Genomic DNA, 24,904 nt, shown 5'->3' with positions numbered 1-24,904 from the left:
GACGTGGCGACGCGGCGTGTGGCCGTGCGGTGGGGGTGTGGTGACGGGGACCCTAGGGGGTCGGGTCGTCGTCGGTGCCCTCGGTGAGGGTGTCGTGCACGCCGTCGGCGTATCCCCGGGCGTAGTCCCACGTGACGTAGTGGTCCGGATCCGGGTCGTAGGCCGGCTCGTGCACGCGGGGGCGGCCGGAGCTGAGCAGGTGGCGCAGGTTGCCCCGCAGCAGGTCCCAGTCGAAGTAGTGCGGCTCGCGGCAGTCCTCGCACTCGATGACCAGCCCGCGCACGCCGACGGGGGCCAGCAGGGCCTGGTAGATCTCCAGGTCGGCCAGGTCCTCCAGCACGTCCTGCCGCTCGACCTCGGTCAGCGGGTCGAGCGTGTCGTCGTCCGCCGGGTCGTGCAGCTCCGCCGCCGGATCGGCCGGGTCGCCGTTGAACGGGTCGATGGGCTCGTCGTGCACCCCCTCACCGTAGACCCCGCGCCCGCCGGACGCCCGCCCCCGTCCGGCCGGTCACCCCGCGTCGGCCTCGGCGGGGGTGAACGTCACGCAGCGTCGTCCACCGGCCCGGCACCGGCGGGGCCGGCCTGGGCCGATGGGTACGATGACACTGACGCGTCCTCACCCGGCGCGCGCCGGACGTCCGCGCGCGCCTCCTCGCCGAAGCCCGCCCGACCCAGCTCAGGAGAGCAATCGTGGACAATTCGCCCAGCATCGATCTTCCGGCCGGCGCCGACACCGGCGAGCTGGGCGGCCACCTGCCGGAGCTGCCCGCCGGCTCGGCCCGGGTGGTCCCGCTCGGCCTCACCTTCGACGACGTGCTCCTCCAGCCCGGCGAGTCGGACGTGGTGCCCAGCCGGGTCAACACCCGCACCCGGCTCACCCGCAACGTCGAGCTGACCGTCCCGCTGCTGTCCAGCGCGATGGACACGGTCACCGAGGCGCGGATGGCGATCGCCATGGCCCGCCAGGGCGGCATCGGCGTGCTGCACCGCAACCTCTCCCTGGAGGACCAGGCACTCCAGGTCGACCTGGTCAAGCGCTCCGAGTCCGGCATGATCACCAACCCGGTGACCGCCAGCCCCGACGACACCCTGCGCGACGTCGATGCGCTCTGCGGGCGCTACCGGATCTCCGGCGTCCCCGTGGTCGACGGCGAGGGGCAGCTCGTCGGCATCGTCACCAACCGGGACATGCGCTTCGTCTCCGAGCCGGCCACCCCGGTCCGCGAGATCATGACCCGCACGCCGCTGGTCACCGCCCCGGTCGGGGTCAGCAAGGACGAGGCGCTGGCCCTGCTGCGTCAGCACAAGGTCGAGAAGCTGCCGATCGTCGACGGCTCGGGCCGGCTGCGCGGGCTGATCACCGTGAAGGACTTCACCAAGAGCGAGCAGTACCCGAACGCCACCAAGGACGACGCCGGCCGGCTCCGGGTGGCCGCCGCCGTCGGCGTGGGCGAGGACGCGTACAAGCGGGCGCGGGCGCTGGTCGACGCGGGCGTCGACGTGATCATCGTGGACACCGCCCACGGCCACCAGCGGGCGGTGCTGGACATGGTCCGCCAGCTCAAGAAGGACGTGACGATCGACATCGTCGGCGGCAACGTGGCCACGTACGCCGGGGCGAAGGCCCTGGTCGAGGCCGGCGCGGACGGGGTGAAGGTCGGGGTGGGTCCGGGCGCGATCTGCACCACCCGGATCGTCGCCGGGGTCGGCGTGCCGCAGATCACCGCGATCATGGAGGCGGCGCGGGCCGCCCGCCCGGCCGGCGTGCCGGTCATCGGCGACGGCGGCATCCAGTACTCGGGCGACATCGCCAAGGCGCTCGTGGCCGGGGCCGACACCGTGATGCTCGGCAGCCTGCTGGCCGGCTGCGAGGAGAGCCCCGGCGAGCTGATCTTCATCAACGGCAAGCAGTACAAGGCGTACCGGGGGATGGGCTCCCTCGGCGCGATGCAGTCGCGGGGGCAGGCCAAGTCGTACTCGAAGGACCGCTACTTCCAGCAGGACGTGCTCGCCGAGGACAAGCTGGTCCCGGAGGGCGTGGAGGGCCAGGTTCCCTACCGGGGCCCGCTGGCCGCCGTCGCCCACCAGCTCATCGGCGGGCTGCGCGCCGCGATGGGGTACGTCGGCGCGGAGAGCATCCCCGAGCTGCACCGGCGCGGCCAGCTCATCCGGATCACCGCGGCCGGGCTCAAGGAGAGCCACCCGCACGACATCCAGATGACCGTCGAGGCGCCGAACTACCACTCCCGCTGACCCCACCACCACCCCGACACCACCTGGAGCCACCATGCGTGACGTGGTCGAGATCGGCCTGGGCAAGACCGCGCAGCGCGGTTACCACCTGGACGACATCGCCATCGTGCCGAGCCGCCGGACCCGGGACGTCGACGACGTCTCCACCACCTGGCAGCTCGACGCGTACCAGTTCGGCATCCCCTGCGTGGGGCACCCCTCGGACGCGACGATGAGCCCGGCGTCCGCCGTGCGGCTCGGCCAGCTCGGCGGGCTGGGCGTGCTCAACGTCGAGGGCCTGTGGACCCGGTACGAGAACCCGACCAAGGTCCTCAAGGAGCTGGCCTCCCTCGACGAGGACGCCCGCGCCACCAAGCGGCTCCAGGAGGTGTACGCCGAGCCGATCCGCCCGGACCTCATCGCCGAGCGGGTCCGCGAGCTGCGGGCCGGCGGCGGCACGGTGGCCGTGCGGGTCTCCCCGCAGCACACCCTGGCGCTGGCCCCGGTGATCCTCGACGCGGGCGTGGACATCCTGGTCATCCAGGGCACGATCGTCTCGGCGGAGCACGTCTCCACCACCGATGAGCCGCTGAACCTCAAGGAGTTCATCGCCGACCTCGACCTGCCGGTCATCGTCGGCGGCTGCACCGACTACAAGACGGCGCTGCACCTGATGCGCACCGGCGCGGCCGGGGTGATCGTCGGCATCGGCGGCGACGGCTGGTCGACCACCGAGTCGGTGCTGGGCATCCGGGTGCCGATGGCCACCGCGATCGCCGACGCCGCCGCGGCCCGCCGCGACTACCTCGACGAGACCGGCGGCCGGTACGTGCACCTGATCGCCGACGGCGACATCCAGACCTCCGGCGACATCGCCAAGGCGCTGGGCTGCGGCGCGGACGCGGTGATGCTCGGCGAGCCGCTGTCGCTGTGCGCGGAGGCCCCGGCCGGCGGCGCGTGGTGGCACTCGGCGGCCAGCCACCCGTCGCTGCCGCGCGGCGCGTTCGAGGTGGCCGGCGAGCCGCTCGGGGAGATGGAGCGGCTGCTGTTCGGCCCGGCCGACGAGCCGGACGGCCAGCTCAACCTGTTCGGCGGGCTGCGCCGGGCGATGGCCAAGTGCGGCTACCGCGACCTCAAGGAGTTCCAGAAGGTCGGTCTGGTCCTCGACCGCTGACCCTGGCTCCGGGGCGACCCGGGAAGCACGTGGAACGGCCCCGCCGCGGGAAATCGGCGGGGCCGTTCGCGTCGGGCGGGGTCAGTTGGTGCCGGACTCCGCCCGGTTGAGGTGTGGACCTATTGTCGGCTTTGGAGGCCTTTGTCGTCCGGCATCGGCTAGGCTCGCCCCCGACAGGCGAGGGAGAGCGATGGTCCGCACAGGAAGACGACCGGTCGGCCGCGCCGTCCTGGCCGCCTGCCTCGTCGTGGGCGCCCTCGTCGCCTGCACCGGGACGCCGCCCGACGCCGACCGCGCCCGCCGCGGGGCGGCCGACGCGGGCGACCCGTACGTCCCCGGGCGCGGCAACGGCGGCTACGACGTGGCCGCGTACCGGCTGCGGGTCCGCTACGACCCCGCCGACGACCGGCTCACCGGGCACGCCACGATCACGGCCACCGCGACGGCCGGGCTGTCCCGGTTCAACCTGGACCTGTCCGGCCTGACCGTCGGCGCGGTCCGGGTCGACGGCGCGAAGGCCGGGCACGCCCGCGAGGGCGAGGAACTGGTGGTCACCCCGGCGCGCGGCCTGGCCCGGGGCGCCCGGTTCGCCGTCGACGTGGAGTACGCGGGGGTGCCGCAGCCGGTCGAGAGCAGCACGCTGGGCCTCGGCGGCTTCCTCGCCACCGCCGACGGCGCGGTCGCGCTCGGCCAGCCCGACTCGGCGAGCACCTGGTACCCGGTCAACGACCACCCGTCCGACAAGGCCACCTACGACGTCGAGGTGACCGTCCCCGACGGGCTGGCCGCGCTCGGCAACGGCGTGCCGGTGGGGCGCACCAGCGCCGGCGGCTGGACCACCTGGCGTTGGGCCGAGCGGTCCCCGATGGCCAGCTACCTGAGCACGCTGGTGATCGGCGACTACCGGGTCGCCACCGGCACCCACCGGGGGAAGCCGCTGGTCACGGCTGTCGCGGCGAGCCTGCCCGCCGACGGGCCGGCCGCCGCCTCGCTGGCCCGCACCGGCGAGGTCGCCGACTTCCTCGCCGACCGCTTCGGGCCGTACCCGTTCGAGTCGTACGGCGGGATCGCGCTCGCCGAGGGCCGCATCTCGTACGCCCTGGAGACCCAGTCCCGCCCGGTCTACGGGCCGGGCTTCTTCCGCTCCGGCCGCCCCGACACCGGGGTCGTCGCCCACGAGCTGGCCCACCAGTGGTTCGGCGACAGTGTCTCGCTGGCCCGGTGGAGCGACATCTGGCTCAACGAGGGCTTCGCCACGTACGCCGAATGGCTCTGGCTGGAGCACGACGGCGGCCGGACCGTCGAGCAGACCGTCGCGGCCCGCTACGCCGCGACGGACTGGTCGCAGCCGTCGGTCGACCCGGGCCGGGCGAACATGTTCGGCGACGCCGTCTACCAGCGGGGGGCGCTCGCGGTGCACGCGCTGCGGCGGACCCTCGGCGACGACGTCTTCTTCCGGGTCCTGCGCGCCTGGACCACCGAGCGGCGCGGCGGCAACGCCACCACGGCGGACTTCGTCGCCCTCGCCGAGCGGGTCTCCGGCCGGCGGCTGGGCGCGCTGCTCGACGCCTGGCTCGTCGGCGGCACCGCGCCCGCGCTGCCCTGAGCGGCACCGGCACCGGCACCGGCGCCGGGGCCGCCGGCCCGGTGGCCCGCCGCGCCCGCGCCGCCCTGCGCCGGGCCCGCGCTCGGTAGGCTGCCGCGGGTGGAGCGGCCCGGACGAGCCGGGCCGGCCGGGCGGGCCGAGGGCCGCCGCCTGGCCGGGGGCCTCCACCGGGAGGGACGACGCCATGATGCTGCGCCTGCGGGGCCTGCGCCTGCGCACCGGGCTGCTGTTGGCCGGCGCGCTCGGGCTGGCCGCCTGCTCCTCGACGCCCGAGCCGGCCGCCCGGGAGGCCACCCCGTCGCCGACGGCGTCGCGGCAGTTCACGCCCGGCGCGGCCGGGGTGGGTGACGAGTACTTCCCCCGGTACGGCAACGGCGGGTACGACGTGACCCGGTACGTGGTGAAGGTCCGCTACGACCCGGCGACGGACCGCCTCACCGGCACCACCACCGTGCAGGCCACGGCCACCGCGAGCCTGTCCGCGTTCCACCTGGACCTGGCCGGGCTCACCGTGCGCGGGGTGACGGTCGACGGCGTCGCGGCCCGGCACACCCGCGACGGCGACGAGCTGGTCGTCACCCCCGCCGCCGGCCTGACCTCCGGCAACGGCTTCACCGCCGAGATCCGGTACGAGGGCACGCCGAAGCCGCTGACCAACGAGGCGCTCGGCGAGGGCGGCTTCCGGCACACCTCCGACGGCGCGGTGGCCCTCGGCCAGCCCGAGTCGGCGAGCACCTGGTTCCCGGTCAACGACCACCCCGCCGACAAGGCCGCCTACGACTTCGAGATCACCGTCCCGGAGGGGCTGACCGCCGTCAGCAACGGGGTGCCGGTGGGCAAGACCACCCGCGCCGGCTGGACCACCTGGAAGTGGGCCGAGCGGTCCCCGATGGCCAGCTACCTGAGCATGGTGGCCATCGGGAACTTCCGGGTGACCCGCGCCGAACACAAGGGACGGCCGGTGTTCAGCGCGGTCACCACCGGGTTGCCCGAGGGCGCGGCGGACGCCTCGATCGCCCGCACCGTCGAGGTTGCCGACTACCTGGAGGGCGTGTTCGGGCCGTACCCGTTCGGGTCGTACGGCGGGGTGGTCGTCGACGATCCGGGCATCAGGTTCGCCCTGGAGACGCAGAGCCGCCCGGTCTACTCGGCCAACTTCTTCCGCCGTGGCGAGAACAGCGGGGTGATCGCCCACGAGCTGGCCCACCAGTGGTTCGGCGACAGTGTCTCACTGGCCCGGTGGAGCGACATCTGGCTCAACGAGGGCTTCGCCACGTACGCCGAATGGCTCTGGCTGGAGCACGACGGCGGCCGGACGGTGCAGCAGTCGTTCGACGGGGAGTACGTCGGCGCGTCGGCGTCGCTGTGGCGGACGCCGCCCGGCCGGCCGGGGGCGGCGAACCTGTTCGGCGACTCCGTCTACCAGCGGGGCGCGATGACCGTGCACGCGTTGCGCACCACCGTCGGCGACGAGGCGTTCTTCCGGATCGTCCGGGGCTGGGCGGCCGACCGGCGCGACGGCAACGTCACCACCGCCGACTTCGTCGCCCACGCCGAGCAGGTCTCCGGCAGGCAGCTCGACGCGCTCTTCGACGCCTGGCTCTACGGCACCGAGCAGCCGGAACGCCCCACGGCCCGCTGACCCCGGGGGTACGCGGCCCGCCGAACCCCGTCATTCCGTCACCCCGTCACCAGGGCACCACCCCGGCGTCCTCGAAGAAGCCGCCGGTCGGGCCGTCGTCGGGCAGGGTCGCGAGCCGGATCGCGATCGCCGCACCCTGCTCGGGGGTACGGACCCCCTGGAAGTTGTTGAGGTCGGTGGCGACGTAGCCGGGGCAGGCGGCGTTGATCAGGATGTTCGTGCCGCGCAGCTCCCTGACGTACTGCACGGTGACGGCGTTGAGGAACGTCTTCGACGGCGAGTACGCGACGGCGACCGGGCCCGTGGTGAGCTCACCCTCGGCGGCGGACTGCCGGGCGAGGGAGCCGACGCCGCTGGACATGTTCACGATCCGGGGCGACGCCGACCGGCGCAGCAGCGGCAGCATGGCGTTGGTGACCCGGATGACGCCGAGCACGTTCGTCTCCACGACGGCCCGCACCACCGCGAGGTCGACGGTGGTGGGCAGCTGCGCCCGGTCACCGGTCACCCCGGCGTTGTTGACCAGCGCGTCGAGGCGGCCGGCACGCTGTTCGACCAGCGCGGCGGCGGCGGTGACGCTCGCGTCGTCGGTCACGTCCAGCGGCACCCCGAACGCGTCGACGCCGGCCGCGCGCAGCTTCGCCACGGCGGTCTCCCGGCGCTGCCCGTCCCGGGCGCCGACGCCGACGCTGAAGCCGAGGGCGCCCAGGCCGGCGGCGATCTCGTACCCGATTCCCTTGTTGGCGCCGGTGACCAGCGCGATCTTCGCTTCGCTCATGTGGTCGATCCTGGCCGGGTCCGGCCGGGTCACCAACACCGGCTGAGTGGGCAGCGATACCCGGCGGGTATCGGCCCCGGGTACCGTGGGGGCATGGAGACGCGGGAGTTGCGGTACTTCGTCGCCGTCGCCGAGGAGCTCCACTTCGGGCGGGCGGCGCAGCGGCTCGGCATCGCGCAGCCGCCGCTGTCGCGGGCGATCGCGCAACTCGAACGGCGGCTCGGGGTGACGTTGCTGGAACGCAGCAGTCGCAGCGTCACCCTGACCGAGGCCGGCTCGGTGCTGCTGGTCGAGGGCCGGGCGGCCCTCGACGCCGTCGCCGCCGCCGACCGGCGCACCCGCCGCGCCGCCCGCGCCGCGACCGGAGACCCCGGCCTGGTCCTGGTGACCAAGGCCGGAGCGTCCAGTGAACTGCTGGCGAAGCTGCTCGACGCCTACGCCGCTGAACCCGGCGCGGTCGCCGTCGACGTGCACCTGTGCGGGATCGGCGAGCAGGAGCGGCTGCTGCGCGACGGACGGGCGGACGTGGCGCTGCTGCACCGGCCGTTCGACTCGACCGTCGGGTTCGAAACCGAGGAGTTGTACACGGAGGGGCAGGTGGTGCTGCTGCCGGCCGGGCATCACCTCGCCGGCCGGGCCGAGCTGCGGGAGGCCGACGTCGCCGATCTTCCCGGCCTGCCGCTGCCGCGTTGGCCGCGCCGCGACGGCAGCTACCCGGACGGTCCCGGCCCGCAGGTCCGCGACCACGCGCAGCTGTACGAGCTGATCGCGCTCGGCCGGGCGTCGGCGGTCCTGCCCGAGTCGTGCCGGGCCCACCTGCGCCGCGACATCGCCGCCGTGCCGGTGTCGGACGCGCCGAGCGTGACGACGGTGATCGCCTGGCCGCCGCACAGCCGGTCCCGGGCGCTGGCCGTGCTGATCCGGACGGCGCTCGGCCTCTAGCCGGGCCTAGTTCTTCACCACCAGCTCCGGGTGGTCGGCGAGGTACTGCTCGGCCCGGCCCTCCTCCAGCGCGGTGAGGAACTGCCGGCCGACCGGCTTGAGCTGTTCGCCGCGGTAGCCGCTGCCCTTGCCCACCCCCTCGCCGGGCAGGCCGACGAGGACGAGCCGGTCGGCGGGCAGCCCGCCGAGGGCGTACGCGAGGTCGACGATCCGTGGCCCGCCCGCGTAGAGGAGGGTGTCGCCGAGCGCCCCGACGACCTGCTCGACCCGGTCGGGCTGCCGGGGCAGGCTCTCGGACTGCATCTTCGCCACGATGGCCCGGATGAGCTGCTGCTGGTGGCGCTGCCGGTCGTAGTCGCCGTTCTTCAGGCCGTAGCGCTGCCGGGCGTAGTCCAGCGCCTGCCAGCCGTTGAGGTGCCGCTCGCCCTTGGCGTAGACCATCTGCGGGCCGACGTAGCCGCCGCCGCCCGGCGCGGCCTCGCGGTGCCGGCCGTCCGGCCGCCGGTGCAGCGACACGGTCCGCTGGTCGACGTAGAGGTCGACCCCGCCGACGGCGTCCACCAGCTTCTCGAAGCCGGTGAAGGTGACCACGGCGCCGGCGTCGAAGCGCAGCCCGGTGTAGCCGCTGACGGTGCTGCGCAGCAGCTCGTACCCCTGGGCGGTGCTCGGCTTCTTGGGCTTGCCCGGCACCCGGCTGCCGTAGCTCATCGCGTGGGTGAGCTTGGTCTTCCCGCCGGAGTAGCCGGCCTTCGGGTAGGCCGGGATGTCGACCAGCAGGTCCCGGGGCAGCGAGAAGAGGTACGCCCGGTCCAGCCCCTGCGGCACGTGCGCCACCAGCACGGCGTCGCCGTGCGGCTCCCAGCCGGGCACGCTGACGCGGGTGTCCACGCCGACGAGCAGCAGGTTCAGCGGCCCGGTGACGTCGGCCCCCGGCGGCGGGGTCGGGCTCGGCGTGGGCGACGGCGTGGGGGTGGGCGCGGCGGTGATCCGCCCCGCGCCGCGTTCGGTCTGCCGGTCGGCGACCAGCCGGGCCGCCACCGTGCCGCCGACCGCCAGCACGACGGCCGCCGCGACGACGGCCAGCCCCACCCGCCACCGCCGCCGTCCGGTACCCGCCTGTCCGGCCATGTCCGCACCCCCGCCCCTACAACGCTCCGAGGGCCACGCCGGGTTGCGGCCGCTGAGCCGCGGATCACCGGCGGCGGGGTGCATGGTCCCGCGAAAACCGGCTATGGCGCGAGAGCTACCCGTCGGTAATGATGCGTTCATGCGGTACGACGTGCTCGTCATCGGGTCCGGCTTCGGCGGCAGCGTCACCGCGCTCCGGCTGGCCGAGAAGGGCTACTCGGTCGGCGTCCTGGAGGCCGGGCGGCGCTTCGCCGACGACGAGTTCCCCGAGACCTCGTGGCGGCTGCGGCGGTTCCTGTGGGCCCCGCGGCTCGGCTGCTACGGCCTGCAACGGATCACCCTGCTCCGCTCCGCCGACCGGAGGACCGGCGGCGGGGTGCTGGTGCTCTCCGGCGCGGGGGTCGGCGGCGGCTCCCTGGTCTACGCGAACACCCTCTACGAGCCCCTCGACGCGTTCTACGCCGACCCGCAGTGGCGGGACGTCACCGACTGGCGGGCCGAGCTGGCCCCGCACTACGACCAGGCGAAGCGGATGCTCGGCGTCACCACGTACCCGCTGCACACCCGCGCGGACGCCGCGATGCGGGCGGTCGCCGACCGGATGGGGGTCGGGCACACCTTCCACCCCACCCCCGTCGGCGTGCACATCGGCCGGCCGGGGGAGCGGGCCGCCGACCCGTACTTCGGCGGCGTCGGCCCGGAACGCACCGGCTGCACGCACTGCGGGGCGTGCATGACGGGCTGCCGGCAGGGGGCGAAGAACACCCTGGTCAAGAACTACCTGTGGCTGGCCGAGCGGCTCGGCGTGCAGGTGCACCCGCTGACCACCGTCACCGCCGTGCGTCCCGCCGACGGGGGCGGCTACCGGGTCGAGACCGTGCGCACCGGGGCCTGGCCGCGCAGACGCCGCCGGGTGTGGCACGCCGACCAGGTGGTCCTCGCCGCCGGGGCGCTCGGCACCCAGCGGCTGCTGCACGAGATGAAGGCCACCGGGGCGCTGCCCCACCTGTCCGGCCGCCTCGGCGAGCTGACCCGGACGAACTCCGAGGCGATCCTCGGCGCGTCCGTGCCACCCGGGCCGGCCCGCGCGCAGGGGCTGGACTTCACCGAGGGGGTGGCGATCACCAGCTCGTTCCACCCCGACCCGCAGACCCACATCGAGCCGGTCCGCTACGGGCGGGGCTCCAACGCGATGGGGCTGCTCCAGTCGCTGCTGGTCGACGGCGGGCCGCACCGGGTCCGCCGCTGGCTGGTCGGGCTGCTCACCCAGCCCCGCCTCGCGGCGCGGATGCTCACCGTCCGCGACTGGTCGCGGCGCACCGTCATCGCGCTGGTCATGCAGTCGGCCGACAACTCGCTGACCACCCGCTGGCGGCGCGGCCCGCTCGGGCGGCGGCTGGTCGCCGGCCCCGGTCACGGCGAGCCCAACCCGACGTGGATCCCCGCCGGCAACGCCGCCGCGCGGCTGCTCGCCGAGGAGATCGGCGGCACGCCGGGCGGGTCGCTCACCGAGCCGTTCGACATCCCGATCACCGCGCACATCCTCGGCGGGGCGGTGATCGGGGCCACCCCGGCCGACGGGGTGATCGACCCGTACCACCGGGTGCACGGGCACCCGGGGTTGCACGTGGTGGACGGGGCGGCCGTGTCGGCGAACCTGGGGGTGAACCCGTCGCTGACCATCACCGCCCAGGCGGAACGGGCGATGTCGTTCTGGCCCAACCGGGGCGAGGCCGATCCCCGGCCGCCGCTGGGGGAGGCGTACCGGCGGGTGGCGGCGGTGCCGCCGGTACGCCCGGCGGTGCCGGCGCACGCCCCGGGCGCGCTGCGCTGAGCGCACGCCGGGGTCCGCGCCGGGGCGGGGGTGACTGTCGGTAGGCTTCCTGCCCATGAGCACGCCTCGCCCCGTCCTCGTGGTGGACTTCGGAGCCCAGTACGCCCAGCTCATCGCGCGCCGGGTGCGCGAGGCGCGGGTCTACTCGGAGATCGTGCCGCACTCGATGCCGGTGGCGGAGATGCTGGCGAAGGACCCGGCCGCGATCATCCTGTCCGGTGGCCCGGCCAGCGTCTACGCGCCCGACGCCCCCCAGGTCGACGCGGGGATGTTCGACGCGGGCGTGCCGGTCTTCGGCATCTGCTACGGCTTCCAGGCGATGGCCCAGGCCCTCGGCGGCACGGTCGCGCGCACCGGCAACCGCGAGTACGGCGGCACCCCGCTGCGCCCCCGCCTCACCGAGCCCGGGGTGCTGCTGCGCGACCTGCCGGCCGACCTGCCGGTCTGGATGAGCCACGGCGACTGCGTGACCGAGGCCCCGGCGGGCTTCGCGGTGACGGCCGAGTCGGCCGGCGCCCCGGTCGCCGCGTTCGAGGACCTGGCCGGGCGGCGCGCGGGCGTGCAGTTCCACCCGGAGGTGGGGCACACCGCGCACGGCCAGGAGATGCTCACCCGGTTCCTCTACGACATCGCCGGCATCGAGCCGACGTGGACGCCCGAGAACATCATCGACGAGCAGGTGGCCCGCATCCGCGCCCAGGTGGGCGACAAGGAGGTCATCTGCGGCCTGTCCGGCGGGGTCGACTCGGCCGTCGCCGCCGCGCTGGTGCACAAGGCCGTCGGCGACCAGCTCACCTGCGTCTTCGTCGACCACGGCCTGCTGCGGGCGGGCGAGGCCGAGCAGGTGGAGAAGGACTACGTCGCCGCCACCGGGATCAAGCTGAAGGTGGTCGACGCGGCCGACCGGTTCCTCGGCGCGCTGGCCGGGGTGACCGACCCGGAGCAGAAGCGCAAGATCATCGGCCGGGAGTTCATCCGGGTCTTCGAGGCCGCCGCCCGGGAGATCGCCGCGCACGGTGACGTCGAGTTCCTGGTGCAGGGCACCCTCTACCCGGACGTGGTGGAGTCCGGCGGCGGCACCGGCACCGCCAACATCAAGAGCCACCACAACGTCGGCGGCCTGCCGGAGGACCTGAAGTTCGCCCTGGTCGAGCCGCTGCGCACGCTGTTCAAGGACGAGGTGCGCACGCTGGGCCTCCAGCTGGGCCTGCCCGAGGCGATGGTCTGGCGGCACCCGTTCCCGGGCCCGGGTCTGGCCATCCGGATCATCGGGGCGGTCGACCGGGAGCGGCTGGACCTGCTGCGTCAGGCCGACCTGATCGCCCGCGAGGAGCTGACCGCCGCGGGCCTGGACCGGGGCGTGTGGCAGTTCCCGGTGGTGCTCCTGGCCGACGTGCGCAGCGTCGGGGTGCAGGGCGACGGGCGCAGCTACGGCCATCCCGTGGTGCTGCGCCCGGTCTCCAGCGAGGACGCGATGACCGCCGACTGGTCCCGGCTGCCCTACGAGGTGGTGGCCAGGATCTCCACCCGGATCACCAACGAGGTGGCCGAGGTGAACCGGGTGGTCCTGGACGTCACGAGCAAGCCGCCGGGCACCATCGAGTGGGAGTGACCCCACCCGCCCGCCGGCTCAGCCGCCGGTCGGTGACGCGGGGTCCGTCGGGTGCGGCCACGCCGGGGCGTCGGCCGGCTCCTCCGGCATGAGGAACCACATGATCGGGTACGCGAGCGCGGCCACCCCGGCGGTGGCGAGCGTCGCGACGGCGAAGAGCACCCGGACGAGGGTGGGGTCGACGGCGAAGTAGCGGCCGAGGCCACTGGCCACCCCGGCGACCATCCGGTCGGTGGTGGGCCGGCGGAGTTGCTTGTACGGGGCCTGGTGCGGTGTCGAGGTCATGCCTCAACGTTCCGCGCCGGGCGGCGGGGCGACCTCGGTGACGGCCCGGATCATTACCCTGACCGATCCCTGATGATCCAGTATTCAGTCAGGAATCTGACACTTTTCGATGCCGGTAACGAGGGGCGGGGAGAATTTGGCCCCGTGACCACCATGCTGGAGCCGCTCCGCAGGATCGCGGCATACGCAGTCTGTGCTGACTCAGTCGGCCGAGTGTTGCTGGTCCGCGCATCGGAGCGCTCCGGCACCCCCGGCACGTGGTCCCTCCCCGGCGGGGCGGTCGACCACGGCGAGGACCCCAACCACACCGTCGTCCGGGAGACCGCCGCCGAGACCGGGCTCTCGGTCGCCGTCTCCGGCCTCGACGACGTGCTGGCCGACATGCGGGCCCTGCCCGAGCGCGGCATCACCATCCACACCGACCGGCTCATCTACCGGGTGTCGGTGCGGGGCGGCACGCTCACCGACCGGGTCGACCGCCCCACCGACCTGGCCCGCTGGGTCACCCCCACCGAGGCGCGCGAGCTGCCGCTGCGCGCGTTCACCGCGCGGGCCCTCGGGCTGCCCGCCTCCTCGGCCGACGTGGTGCCCGACGAGCCCCCGGAGTTCCCCTCCTTCTACGCGGTGCCCGGCCCCGACGGGCTGCACCGCGCCCAGCGCTTCGCCGCGTACGCGGTGGCCACCGACCCCGACGGCCGGGTGCTGCTCACCCGGGTCTCTGACGGCTACCCGGGGGCCGGCTGCTGGCACCTGCCCGGGGGCGGCACCGACTACGGCGAGCAGCCGGGCGCGGCGCTGATCCGGGAGTTGGTCGAGGAGACCGGCCAGCGGGGCCGCCTCGTCGAGCTGCTCGGGGTGGCCAGCCACCGCGACGCCGCCTCCCTCGGCCCGGAGGGCTACCCGATCGACTGGCACGGCGTGCGCGCCTTCTACCGGGTGATGGTCGACCAGCCCGCCCCGCCCACGGTGACCGACGTCGGCGGCTCCACCTGCGAGGCCCGCTGGTTCGCCCGGGAGGAGCTGGGCGCGCTGCCGGCCGACCGGCTCACCGAGGTCACGGCCGAGGCCGTCCAGGCCGCCCGCCTCGCCTGACCTGCGGTCCCGCCCCGGCGGCCCACGTCGTCGCCCGCGCGGCCGTCGCCCGCGATAGCTTCTTGATCGACCGGGCGTCCCGCCCGGGGATCGGGAGGCGCGGCGTGCGGGAACAGCGACGGCGGGTGGGGGTCTACGGGGTGTGCCGGGGCCGCGACGGGCGGGTGCTGCTCGTGCGCGGCTCCGCGTCGGCCGACCACCCCGGCGTGTGGCAGCTGCCCGGGGGCGGGCTGGAGCACGGGGAACACCCCGAGGCCGGCGTGGTCCGGGAGTTCGCCGAGGAGACCGGCCTCGCCGTCCGGGTGACGGGCCTGCTCGCCGCTGTCTCGGACGTCACCGGGCTGCCGGGCGTGGCGCTGCACACCGACCGGATCGTCTTCGCCGTCGAGGCGACCGGCGGCACGCTGCGCGACGAGCCCGACGGCACCACCGACCTGGTGCGCTGGTCGACCCTCGACGAGGCCGCCGGGCTGCCGCTGCTGCCGTTCACCGCCGAGGCGCTCGGCCTGCCGGTCACCCCGCTGCGGCGGCCCGATCCCGGGGCCTCCCCCGGCACGCCGTACCCGCCGGCGCCGACCGACCGGCGGCAGCGTTTCGCGGCGTACGGGCTGGTCACCGACCCGGGCGGGCGGGTACTGCTCACCCTGATCGCCGACGGCTACCCGGGGGCCGGGCTGTGGCACCTGCCCGGCGGCGGCACCGACCACGGCGAGCAGCCGGCCGCCGGCCTGCTCCGCGAGCTGGTCGAGGAGGCCGGGCAGCTCGGCCGGGTCGTCGAGCTGCTCACCGTCCACCACCGCTACGATCCCGGCGCGCTGGGGCCGGAGGGCCGGCCGATGGACTGGCACGGGGTGCGGGTGGTCTACCGGGTGGCGGTCGACGACCCCACCGAGGCCCGGGTCACCGAGCTGGCCGGGGGATCGACGGCCGCCGCCGCCTGGTTCCCGCCGGACGCGCTCGGCGACCTGCCGCTGACCGAGGTGGCGGCCCTGGTAACCGGACATGGGGTCGCATAGCGTCCGCCCGCCGAGCCGGTATCGACGACCTCCGGTAGGCTGAAGGCGGGGTTGATGGAGGATCGGGCGATCAGGCCCGAGATGGGAATAGAAGAGGCGATTCGCGCGGTTTAACGGAGATATAAGGTCCGCCGGCAGCTATCGCCAAGCCCCCTACCCCTGTGCAATGGTGTACTCCGCTTTGACGGCTGCCGGGCCCGAAGCGGTCCGGCACGAGACAGCCGGACACCCGCCCTCGTGGCGGCCAGCCCGATCCGGTGATGGAGGAAACGTGCCGAGAGCCCCATGGCGCCGGCGTCGTACGACTGACAGTCCGCGCCCCGCAGGGCGTCGCTGGGCGGGCCCGTTGCGCCGCAGCAGCACGTTCGCCCGCCAGGTGCTGCTCGTCCGGGTGGGACGCCGCGACGGCGTCGCCGCCGCGGGCACCGACCTGACCTCGCCCGAGCACCGCTACCTCGACCGGCAGCGCCGCCGCTACGGCCTCGACCGCTACCAGCGCACCGAGGTCGAGGCGGTCGTGCCGGTGAGCCCGGCCGTGGGCCCCGCCGCCCCGGTCGACGACGCGGCGTCGATGTCGATCCCGCTGCTGCCCGGCGCGCGGACGACGGCCCGCCGGGTCAAGTTCGCCCTGGTCAACGCCTGCACCCTGGCCAGCCTCGTGCTGGGCATCAACGCCATCTTCGTGGCCATGCAGGGCCAGGTGCGCCTCGCCGCGCTCCTGCTGATCGCCTGCGTGGCGTTCGACGGTCTCGACGGCGCGCTGGCCCGCCGGTTCGGGGTGGCCAGCCCGTTCGGCGCCCAGATGGACTCGCTGGCCGACATGTGCTCGTTCGGCCTGGCCGCCCCCGTGGTGGTCTACGCCTCGCTCGCCGGCGAGGCGCCGCGCGCCGCCGCCGCGGTCGCCGCCGCGCTCGTCGCCGCCTGCGCGGCGATCCGGCTCGCCCGGTTCAACGTCTCGCCGAAGGACGGCCGCTTCTTCTGCGGCGTGCCGACCACGATGGCCGCGGCCGTGCTGGCCCTGACCGTCGCCCTGGGCCTGCCGCTGCCCGGCCTCGTGCAGATCGCCGGGGTGGCGCTGCTGGCCTTCGCGATGGTCTCCAGCTTCCCGTACGCGAAGCTGGCCCGGCTGGTGAAGCTGCCGCCGTGGCTCTGGCTGGCCCCGGTGGTCGGCGCGCTGGTCGACATCCGGCTCACCTTCGCCCTGATCGTGGTGGGCTACCTGGTCAGCGGCCCTGTGCTCTGGCTGCACCAGCGCCGCACCGCCTGATCCGACGCTCGACGACGAAGGGGGCGCCGCAGTCGCGGCGCCCCCTTCGTCGTGCCCGGCTCAGCGCCAGCGGGCGATGACCGTGGACCCGCCGACCACCCGGTCGCCCGGCCCGACCAGCGGGTCGGCGGCGTCGGCCGGCAGGTAGACGTCGGTGCGCGAGCCGAACCGGATCAGGCCGAACCGCTCGCCCCGGGCCAGCAGCGACCCGATCGGGGCCCGCTGCACGATGCGCCGGGCGATCAGCCCGGTGCGCTGCGCCACGACGACCGTCCCGTGGTCGGTGTCGAGCACCGTGTAGGCCGCCACGTTGTGCTCGGCGTCCGGCTTCATGGCGTTGACGAACCCGCCGTCGGCGACGAAGTAGTCGACCACCTTGCCGGCCACCGGGGAGCGGTTGACGTGCACGTCCAGCACCGACAGGAACACCGCGACCCGCAGCCACTCGCCGTCGCCGAACCGCTCGTCGTGCAGCCGCTGCACCGACAGCACCTGACCGTCGGCGGCGGCCACGACGGCCGAGGGGTCCTCCGGGACGTCCCGCTGCGGGTCCCGGAAGAACGCGGCCACCGGGACGGCGGCGAGGGCCGGCACCAGCCACAGCTTGGACTTGGGCCGGGCGACCCGGGTCAGCGCGGCCAGGCCGAGGGTGATGCCGGCCGCCGCGACCCCGTTGGAGTCGATGTGCATGCCCCGCGTCAGCGGGACGCTCGACGGCCGGTGGGCCGGGGCGAGGCGGGCGGCGACCGCCGCGTCGGCCGGGGTGAACCGGAGCCGGTGCACCCGCACCGGCGGGGAGTTGCGCAGCACCAGGTCGCTCCCGGCGCCGTGCAGGGCGGCCTGCCGCTCCAGCTCGGCCGCCGCGCCGGCCGTCCGGGCCGGGGTCGCCGGCACCGCCACGGCGAGCACCGCACCGTCGGCCAGGTATTTCGCCAGGCCGTCGACGGTCGTGCGGGTCTCGTCGGCGGTGCCGGTGAGCGGCTCGGCGGCGATCACCACCTCGACGGCGTCGGCCTCGGCGAGGGAGTCCACCACGCGTACCCGGTCGGCGACCCAACGGCCCTGGGCCGTCACGTGCTCGCGCAGCGCGGCCGGCGTCGCCGACCCGGCCGGCACGACGGTGAGGGCGTCGCCGGGCAGCAGGGCGTCGATCGCCGCGGCGAGGACCGCGGAGTCCGGGGTCGCGCCGACCAGCAGGGCGGCCTTCGGGTCGTTGCGCCGGGCGAGCTCGGTGACGAGGGTACGGGCGGCACGCTCGCCGATGCGGACCGGACCGGGCCGGCCGGAGGTGCGCACGGCGGGGGACTGGGTCATGTCGGACGGGCTCCTGACGGGGTAGAGACGGCAATCGCGGCGGGATCGCCACGGCGAACCGGTCGGGGTCGACCGCGGACGGGCCCGACGACCGGGCGGCGGGCCGGGGCGGGGCCCCGCGACGCGGCCCGGTCGTCGACGGCCCGGCGGCTCGTCGCGGGCGAGGCCCGCGGCGTGGGCCGGCCGGCGGAGGCGAGATCTCCACGGCCAGCATATGCGCCCTCCGCCGGGGCCCGCACCGCAGCGGTCAACCGCCCGCCCGCTCGTCCCCGCGGGGCGCCCCGCCGCCGCTGACCGGCCGGTCCTCGACCGCCTCGGGCAGGTCGTCGGAGACGGCGGCGGTCGGCCACTCGTCGGTCCGCGCGGCACCCGGCTCCTCGGCCTCCGTCGCGGCCCCGGCTCCGGCGCCGGGCCCGGCGGCCGGTGCCGTCTCGGGGGTGGCCCCCTGCGGGCCGGCCGCCCGGTTGCCCCGGCCGGAGCGCAGCGCGCCGACCAGCCCCAGCACGCCGATCAGGAGCAGCCCGCCGGCCAGGAACCAGCCGACCGGGGGGAGGGCCAGGCCGAGCAGCTGGGCGAGCAGCCACCAGGCGGCCAGCGCGACGAAGAACAGGCCGAAGCCGAGCGATACGACGTCGGTGCGGTGCGCCTTCACCGGGTCACCTCCAGGTCTCCGGCGTTGACGTGGACGTAGAGGCGCAGCTTCCCGCCGCCGGGACCGTCCGCGCCGAGGTCGGTGATCTCCCGGAGCCGACCGTCCAGGGCACCGGAGCGGTTGCCGAAGATGGTCGCGTCCCCGGCGTTGACGTCGGCGATCGTGGTGACGTCGACGTTCGGCGGCACCACCACGGTCGCCTTGCCGAAGTTGATCGCGACGGTGATCTGGGTCTCCTGCTTGTCGAAGTCGATGGCGCGCAGGTCCAGCACGGCGTCGCCGAAGTTGTTCTCGTACCGGTCGGCCAGGTCGCGGCGGTCCGTGGGGGACCAGGTGACGTCCCCGTCCACGCCCCGGACCCGGTCGTAGGACTCGGCGACCGTGGCGACGCCGAGCGCCGCAGCGGTGACCAGCCCGAGCGCGATCAGCCACCGCGCCCGGCCGAACCAGGCGCCGACGAGCAGGCCGAGCCCGATGGTCGCCAGGGCCGCCGCGAAGTACGCCGCCGCCCCCACCTCGACCACGTCCAGCAGGTCGAGCACGGCCACCACGCCGAGCGCCAGGAAGATCAGCGAGAAGGTCACGGCACCCAGCGGGGACCGCTCCCGGGGCCGTTTCGGCGGCCGGGCCGGCGGGGGCGGCGCCGCCGGGGCCGGTTGCGGCCCCTGGGCGTACGGGCCGTGCGGGGCGAACGGCGGCCGGTAGCCGGGCGGCGCGGGCGGGGTGACCGGCGGGTGGCCGGTCGGGGAGGGGGAGCCGACCGGCGGGGTCGGCGCGGGCGGCCAGGCCGGCAGCCCGGCGGTCGCCCCGCCCGGGGGACGGGCGGGTGCGGCCCATCCGGTGGCGGGCTGCCCGGGGACGGGCGTCCCGAACGACTGCCTCGGCAGGGCCCCGGCGGGCTGCCCCGCGAGCGGTGCTCCGGACGGCTGACCGGGGACGCCGGGGCCGGCGGGCGGCGTCCCGGGCACGGCCCCGTGGCCGGCGGGCGGGGTGAACAGCCCCGGTGCGGGCGGGACGACGGTGCCCCGCGCCGGCCACGCGGCCGGCGGCACCGGCCCCGGCGGGGCGGCGGCGGGCGTGCCGGGGCCCGCCGCGCCCCGGCCCGCCGCGGCGTGGTCGCGGTTGAGCAGCAGCGCGCCGCCGACCAGGATGGCCGCGCCGAGCAGCACCGCCCGGAACGCGTCGGTGACGATGTAACCGAAGCTCACCGCGACCAGGATGCTCAGCACGATCACGGTGACCGGGGACATGCTGGACCGGCCCCGGCCGAGCATCGACTCGACCGGGGAGGCGGTGTCGCCCTCGCCGGGGATGATCAGCCAGGCCGTGACGTACACCAGGATGCCGATGCCGCCGAAGAAGCCCAGCACCGCCAGCAGCACCCGCCAGAGCACCGGGTCGGTGTTGGTGGCCCGGCCGATCGCCGCGCAGACGCCGGCCAGGTAGCGACCCTCGCGTGGCCGGACCAGCCCGTACCGGGAGGTGAAGCCGGCGCCCTCGGGCGGCGGGGGCGGCGGGGCCGCGTACCCACCGGGTGGTGGGCCGCCCGCCCCCGGACCGTCACCCCCGGGCGGCGGCGGTGGGGCGCCCCGGCCCGGCGGCTGCGGCGGCGGCCAGCCGCCGGGGGCCTGGCCGGTCTGCCCGGGCGGGCCCGGCGTGGCGGTCGCCTCCGGGTCGCCCGGCGCGGCCGTCGCCGGGCCGAAATCGGTCGGCGCGGTCCAGGCGGCGGGGGTGGTGGGGGCCGCCGGGGCCGGCGGCGGGGGCGGTGGTGGCCCGCCCGGCGGTGCCGTCCCGGGGCGGGGCGGCGGGGCAGCTTCCTCGGTCATGCCTCGATCCTGCTGCGCGGGCCGGCGAGAGACCTCCGGAACCGACCCTGACCCCACCCTGAGATCGGGCGGGCCCGGATGTCCGGGCGTTCCCCGTGGTCTGTGGCCCTCGCGGCGTGTGACGATCGGATCGGCGTCGCCGGCCCCGGCGCGCCCGCGCCCGCGCCGCACGGCGGCCCGGCGTGCGCCCCGCCCGAGCAGGGAGCCTCCGATCAGCGCCGTGACCCAGCCGCCCCGCCTCTACCGGGCGCCCGAGCACCGGATGGCCGCCGGCGTCGCCGCCGGCATCGCCGAGCACCTCGGCATCTCGGTGGTCCGGGTGCGGATCGCGTTCATGGTGCTGCTGGGCCTCAGCGGGCTCGGACTGCTGCTCTACGCCGCCTTCTGGGCCGTGGTCCCGCTGCGGCCCGGTGACGCCGCCGTCCCGGCCCGCCGGGATCCCGGCCAGCTCCTGCCGTTCGTGGCGATCGGGCTGGTGGTGCTGGTGCTCCAGACGGTGCTCTTCGACTCCGTCGGCGCGGCGGGCACCGCCGGCTGGCTGGTCGCGATCATCGCCGTCGGGGCCGGGGTGATCTGGCACCAGTCCGCGCCGGAGCGCCGCCGGCAGTGGGGCGAGCGGATGCCGGTGCCCTGGCTCGGCGCGGTGATCGAGGAGAACGACCGGCGCGCGTTCGTGCTGCGGTTCATCGGCGGCGGGGTGCTGGTCGCGGTCGGCATCATCGGCGTGGCGGCGGTCTACTCGCCCGCGCAGAACTTCGACGCGGTGGTCAACGGTGTCATCTTCGCGCTGGTGGGGCTGGCCGGGGTGGGGGTGGTGGCGGCCCCGGTGCTCTGGCGGACGTACAACCAGCTCCGCTCGGAGCGCGAGGGGCGCATCCGCGAGCAGGAGCGGGCGGAGCTGGCCGCCATGGTGCACGACCAGGTGCTGCACACCCTCGCGCTGATCCAGCGCAACGCCGCCGACACCACGACCGTGCAGCGGCTCGCGCGCGGGCAGGAACGGTCGCTGCGCAACTGGCTCTACAAGCCGACCGCCTCGCCGACGGAGCGGTTCGCCGCGGCCCTGGAGCAGGCGGCGGCCGAGGTCGAGGACACCTTCGCCATCACCGTGGAGACGGTGGTGGTGGGCGACCGGGGCACCGACGAGCGGGTCGGCGCGCTGGTCGCGGCGGCCCGCGAGGCGCTGGTGAACGCGGCCCGGCACGCCGGGGTGCGGACGGTCTCGCTGTACGCCGAGGTCGAACCGGAGCAGGTGAGCGTCTTCGTCCGGGACCGGGGCAAGGGCTTCGATCCCGATACGGTGGAGGACCACCGGCACGGGGTCCGGGGGTCGATCGTCGGGCGGATGAGGCGGCACGGCGGCCGGGCGGAGATCCGCTCCGAGCCGGGTGAGGGGACGGAGGTCCGGTTGATCCTGCCGATCTCCCGCGACCAGTCCACGGCGGAAAGGGACAGATGACCATGGCCGAGCAGCCGACCGGACCGGTCGAGGGCGGGGCGGGCGCGCCTGCGCGCCTGCGCGTCTTCCTCGTCGACGACCACGCCATGTTCCGCGCGGGGGTCCGCGCCGAGCTGGGCGTGCACGTCGACGTGGTGGGCGAGGCCGGCACGGTGGCCGAGGCGGTCGCCCGGATCGCCGCCAGCGTCCCCGACGTGGTGCTGCTGGACGTGCACATGCCCGACGGCGGCGGCCGGGCGGTGCTGGAGGCGATGCGGCGCAGCCACCCGCAGGTGCGCTTCCTGGCGCTGAGCGTGTCCGACGCCGCCGAGGACGTGATCGGCCTGATCCGGGCCGGCGCCCGGGGCTACGTCACCAAGACGATCTCCCCGGACGAGCTGGCCGCGGCGATCCGCCGGGTGGCCGACGGGGACGCCGTGTTCAGCCCCCGGCTGGCCGGGTTCGTGCTGGACGCGTTCGCCGCCCGGCCGGACGCCCCGGTGGCCGATCCGGAGCTGGACCAGCTCACCAACCGGGAGCGCGAGGTGCTCCGCCTGCTCGCCCGGGGGTACGCGTACAAGGAGATCGCCAAGGAGCTCTACATCTCGATCAAGACGGTCGAGACGCACGTGTCGAACGTCCTGCGCAAGCTCCAGATGTCCAACAGGTATGAATTGTCGCGCTGGGCTGCGGACCGTCGCCTGGTGTGATCGACTCCTGACTCCGGCCGGGCCCCGACGATGATCCTGGGTGCCGGTCGGTGTGACGCAGCGTAACTGTGAGTCTGGTCATTCCGCTCGCATCCCCCGCTCGGTCGGTGCTGCTCCCCGGGCGGCCGAAGGCCGCCTCGCCCGGACGGGCAGACCGTGTCGGTGTCCGTCCCGCTCCAGCGTGCCCGCAGTGCGGGGGCGGGGAAGCTCACAGGCTGGTCGCGGGCGTTGGGCGGAACGCGAAAGTCGGTTGTATCTTGGCTGTTCAGCGGGGCGCGGCCGGCTTGTTTCAAGATCATTTCTCAAGTATCGGCCGCACTGCGGGCAACTAACGGCTTGATAACGGCACCTTCACGTAACGGGCCGGCAGGTGTCACAGTTGCAGCACCTCACCCCCGGTGTGAGGCGCCCATGCACGGTCGCGCGACCACGGATGCGTCGAGAAGTCACGGTTCGTGGTCGTCGATTCCTGCGCGGGGGCCGAATCCGGTACGGTGCGGCAGCCCGGCGGATCGGTACATCAGGGGTGTCCCGATTTCCTGCGGTAACCGGCGGTCGGTGGTTGCGACCGCCGGCGGTGTCACCCCCCATGCGTGCGTGAAACCCACGACGGAACAGGTTAGAAAGAGGAGGCCCCTCGGAATGAGAGTCTCGAAGCGGGCGAGTGGCGCGATCGCGCTGGGCGCGGCTTTCGCGCTCGTCGCGTCCGGCTGCTCCAGCAGCGACGGAGAGGGTGGCGACGCCACCAGCGCGGACGGCGCGATCACGGTCGACGGCACCGAGCCGGAGAACCCGCTGGTTCCGTCGAACACCACCGAGACCGGTGGCGGCAAGATCATCGACTGGATGTGGACCGGTCTGGTCGAGTACCCCAACAACGGTGGTGCCCCGCAGAACGCCCTGGCCGAGTCGATCGAGACGACCGACTCCAAGGTCTACAAGATCAAGATCAAGCAGGACACGAAGTTCCACGACGGCACCGTCGTCAAGGCCAAGAACTTCGTGGACGCCTGGAACTGGGGCGCCTACTCGCCGAACGGCGCGCAGAACTCCAGCTTCTTCGCCGACATCGAGGGCTTCGCCGACGTCAACACGGCGGACCCGGACGGCCCCGAGGGCCCGCAGAAGGCCCCGGAGCCGAAGGCCAAGGAGATGTCCGGCCTCAAGGTCGTCGACGACTGGAACTTCGAGGTCACGCTCTCCGCGCCGACCGCCGTGTTCCCGACCAAGCTCGGCTACAGCACCTTCATGCCGCTGCCGGACGCCTTCTTCTCCGGCAGCGCCGAGGAGTTCGGCAAGAAGCCGATCGGCAACGGGCCGGTCAAGTTCGTGTCCTGGGAGAACAACGTCCAGATCAAGCTGACGCGGTTCGACGACTACCAGCTGCGCGACAAGATGAAGATCAAGGACGTCACCGTCAAGATGTACCAGGACGACACGGCCGCCTACAGCGACCTGGTCTCCGGGAACCTCGACTTCATGCAGCAGGTGCCGGTCTCCGCCCTCGCGGGCGACAAGTGGAAGTCGGACCTGACCGACCGCGCGATCTCGTCGACCACCCCGTCGACCGGCATCATCGCCTTCCCGATCTACGACAAGCGCTTCCAGAACCCGAAGCTGCGTCGCGCCATCTCCCTGTCGATCAACCGGCAGGAGATCACCGACAAGATCTTCTTCGGTAACCGGAAGCCGGCCGACAGCTGGGCCAACCCGCTGACCCCGGGCGCGGCGCCGGGCAACTGCACCGCGTGCCAGTTCAACGTGGACGAGGCCAAGAAGCTGCTCGCCGAGGCCGGCGGCTTCTCGGGCGAGCTGGTCATGTACTACAACGCCGACGCCAGCCACAAGGAGTGGATGGAGGCCGTCGCGCAGCAGGTCAAGACCAACCTCGGCATCAACGCCCGCGCCGAGGGCGTGCCGACCTTCGCGGTGTTCCGTCAGAACATCAACGCCCACAAGATGAAGGGCGCCTACCGCGCCGGCTGGCAGCAGGACTACCCGGACGTGGAGAACTGGGTCAACCCGCTCTACGTGACCGGTGGCTCCTCCAACGACGGTCTGTACAGCAACAAGCAGGTCGACGCCCTGGCCAAGGAGGCCAGCTCCGCGCCGAGCCTCGACGCCTCGCACGCCAAGTTCGCCGAGGCCGTCAAGCTCATCGACCAGGACGTTCCGTCGATGCCGATCTACTTCGGTGGCCAGCAGTCCGGCCACTCGGAGAAGGTCAAGAAGATGGAGCTGAGCAACGTCGGCGAACTCGACATCACCTCGGTCGAGCTCTGATCCGTTCGGTCTGACCCCGGGTCGGGCTCACCTACCGGTGGGTCCGACCCGGGGCCGTTCCGCGAGGAGTGCA

General features: G+C 74.5%; 19 protein-coding genes and 1 pseudogene. 13 read left to right on the top strand and 7 right to left on the bottom strand.

Translation table 11 applies throughout. The annotated features are described in order from the left end of the window. Positions 1–52: 52 nt before the first annotated feature. The gene (locus LPU61_RS09015; RefSeq protein ID WP_043965658.1) at positions 53–457 is read right to left on the bottom strand and encodes a DUF5319 domain-containing protein; all 405 of its coding nucleotides are present in this window, start codon (positions 455–457) and stop codon (positions 53–55) included. A 233-nt stretch (positions 458–690) separates the two neighbouring features. On the opposite strand from LPU61_RS09015, the gene guaB reads away from it, so the two are divergent. The 4 genes from guaB to LPU61_RS08995 all read left to right on the top strand — a co-directional run bounded on the left by guaB (position 691) and on the right by LPU61_RS08995 (position 6,654). After that, positions 691–2,253, top strand: a complete 1,563-nt coding sequence (gene guaB / locus LPU61_RS09010) for an IMP dehydrogenase (RefSeq protein WP_043965660.1) — start codon at positions 691–693, stop codon at positions 2,251–2,253. Positions 2,254–2,287: 34 nt separating this feature from the next. Continuing rightward, positions 2,288–3,406, top strand: coding sequence for a GuaB3 family IMP dehydrogenase-related protein (locus LPU61_RS09005; protein WP_043965661.1), 1,119 nt, complete (start codon positions 2,288–2,290; stop codon positions 3,404–3,406). A gap of 190 nt (positions 3,407–3,596) precedes the next feature. Continuing rightward, positions 3,597–5,012: a M1 family metallopeptidase gene (locus tag LPU61_RS09000; protein WP_229404688.1), complete on the top strand. Its 1,416-nt coding sequence runs from the start codon at positions 3,597–3,599 to the stop codon at positions 5,010–5,012. A gap of 190 nt (positions 5,013–5,202) precedes the next feature. Next, positions 5,203–6,654, top strand: a complete 1,452-nt coding sequence (locus LPU61_RS08995; protein ID WP_374199645.1) for a M1 family metallopeptidase — start codon at positions 5,203–5,205, stop codon at positions 6,652–6,654. A gap of 46 nt (positions 6,655–6,700) precedes the next feature. Here LPU61_RS08995 and LPU61_RS08990 read toward each other — a convergent pair whose 3' ends face one another. After that, positions 6,701–7,432 carry an SDR family oxidoreductase gene (locus LPU61_RS08990; RefSeq protein ID WP_043966535.1) on the bottom strand — a complete coding sequence of 244 codons (732 nt, stop codon included), beginning with the start codon at positions 7,430–7,432 and terminating at the stop codon, positions 6,701–6,703. 93 nt (positions 7,433–7,525) lie between these two features. On the opposite strand from LPU61_RS08990, the gene LPU61_RS08985 reads away from it, so the two are divergent. Then, complete coding sequence (locus LPU61_RS08985; RefSeq protein ID WP_229404687.1) at positions 7,526–8,374, top strand: LysR family transcriptional regulator; 849 nt, start codon at positions 7,526–7,528, stop codon at positions 8,372–8,374. 6 nt (positions 8,375–8,380) lie between these two features. On the opposite strand, the gene LPU61_RS08980 is transcribed toward LPU61_RS08985, so the two are convergent. After that, positions 8,381–9,502, bottom strand: coding sequence for an LCP family protein (locus tag LPU61_RS08980; protein ID WP_043965666.1), 1,122 nt, complete (start codon positions 9,500–9,502; stop codon positions 8,381–8,383). Between the two features lie 139 nt (positions 9,503–9,641). Here LPU61_RS08980 and LPU61_RS08975 point away from each other — a divergent pair, with 139 nt between their 5' ends. Next, complete coding sequence (locus tag LPU61_RS08975) at positions 9,642–11,336, top strand: FAD-dependent oxidoreductase (RefSeq protein WP_229404686.1); 1,695 nt, start codon at positions 9,642–9,644, stop codon at positions 11,334–11,336. Positions 11,337–11,391: 55 nt separating this feature from the next. Continuing rightward, positions 11,392–12,948, top strand: a complete 1,557-nt coding sequence (guaA, locus tag LPU61_RS08970; RefSeq protein ID WP_043965670.1) for a glutamine-hydrolyzing GMP synthase — start codon at positions 11,392–11,394, stop codon at positions 12,946–12,948. A gap of 18 nt (positions 12,949–12,966) precedes the next feature. On the opposite strand, the gene LPU61_RS08965 is transcribed toward guaA, so the two are convergent. Further along, positions 12,967–13,233, bottom strand: a complete 267-nt coding sequence (locus LPU61_RS08965) for a PspC domain-containing protein (protein WP_043965673.1) — start codon at positions 13,231–13,233, stop codon at positions 12,967–12,969. Positions 13,234–13,377: 144 nt separating this feature from the next. Here LPU61_RS08965 and LPU61_RS08960 point away from each other — a divergent pair, with 144 nt between their 5' ends. The 3 genes from LPU61_RS08960 to LPU61_RS08950 all read left to right on the top strand — a co-directional run bounded on the left by LPU61_RS08960 (position 13,378) and on the right by LPU61_RS08950 (position 16,608). Further along, on the top strand, positions 13,378–14,325 hold the full coding sequence (locus tag LPU61_RS08960; protein WP_043965675.1) for an NUDIX hydrolase: 948 nt from the start codon (positions 13,378–13,380) through the stop codon (positions 14,323–14,325). Between the two features lie 104 nt (positions 14,326–14,429). Further along, a complete protein-coding gene (locus tag LPU61_RS08955; protein ID WP_229404685.1) occupies positions 14,430–15,341 on the top strand; it encodes an NUDIX hydrolase in 912 nt (303 codons plus the stop codon). Between the two features lie 346 nt (positions 15,342–15,687). After that, positions 15,688–16,608 carry a phosphatidylcholine/phosphatidylserine synthase gene (locus LPU61_RS08950; RefSeq protein WP_043965676.1) on the top strand — a complete coding sequence of 307 codons (921 nt, stop codon included), beginning with the start codon at positions 15,688–15,690 and terminating at the stop codon, positions 16,606–16,608. A gap of 60 nt (positions 16,609–16,668) precedes the next feature. On the opposite strand, the gene LPU61_RS08945 is transcribed toward LPU61_RS08950, so the two are convergent. The 3 genes and pseudogenes from LPU61_RS08945 to LPU61_RS08935 all read right to left on the bottom strand — a co-directional run bounded on the left by LPU61_RS08945 (position 16,669) and on the right by LPU61_RS08935 (position 20,400). Next, positions 16,669–17,922 (bottom strand): phosphatidylserine decarboxylase, encoded by a 1,254-nt coding sequence (locus LPU61_RS08945; RefSeq protein WP_043965678.1) that lies wholly within the window; start codon positions 17,920–17,922, stop codon positions 16,669–16,671. 468 nt (positions 17,923–18,390) lie between these two features. Beyond that, positions 18,391–18,574: pseudogene (locus LPU61_RS31835) on the bottom strand (hypothetical protein); the annotation flags it as partial. Then, entirely contained in the window at positions 18,571–20,400 is a 1,830-nt protein-coding gene (locus tag LPU61_RS08935; protein WP_043965679.1) for a PspC domain-containing protein, read from the bottom strand. The pseudogene LPU61_RS31835 and the gene LPU61_RS08935, both read right to left, overlap by 4 nt. 262 nt (positions 20,401–20,662) lie before the next feature. Between LPU61_RS08935 and LPU61_RS08930 the strand changes: the two genes are divergently transcribed. From LPU61_RS08930 to LPU61_RS08920, 3 genes are all read left to right on the top strand, one after another. Beyond that, a complete protein-coding gene (locus LPU61_RS08930; RefSeq protein WP_043966541.1) occupies positions 20,663–21,859 on the top strand; it encodes an ATP-binding protein in 1,197 nt (398 codons plus the stop codon). Positions 21,860–21,861: 2 nt separating this feature from the next. Continuing rightward, a complete protein-coding gene (locus LPU61_RS08925; RefSeq protein WP_043965680.1) occupies positions 21,862–22,548 on the top strand; it encodes a response regulator transcription factor in 687 nt (228 codons plus the stop codon). Between the two features lie 642 nt (positions 22,549–23,190). Then, a complete protein-coding gene (locus LPU61_RS08920) occupies positions 23,191–24,831 on the top strand; it encodes an ABC transporter substrate-binding protein (RefSeq protein ID WP_043965682.1) in 1,641 nt (546 codons plus the stop codon). Positions 24,832–24,904: the final 73 nt, after the last annotated feature.

The sequence above is a fragment of the Micromonospora sp. NBRC 110038 genome (assembly GCF_020884815.1).
In the GTDB taxonomy this organism is placed as follows: Bacteria; Actinomycetota; Actinomycetes; order Mycobacteriales; family Micromonosporaceae; genus Micromonospora; species Micromonospora haikouensis.
The sequence above is the reverse complement of the archived record's forward strand: the minus strand, read 5'-3'. Positions and strand labels throughout refer to the sequence as shown.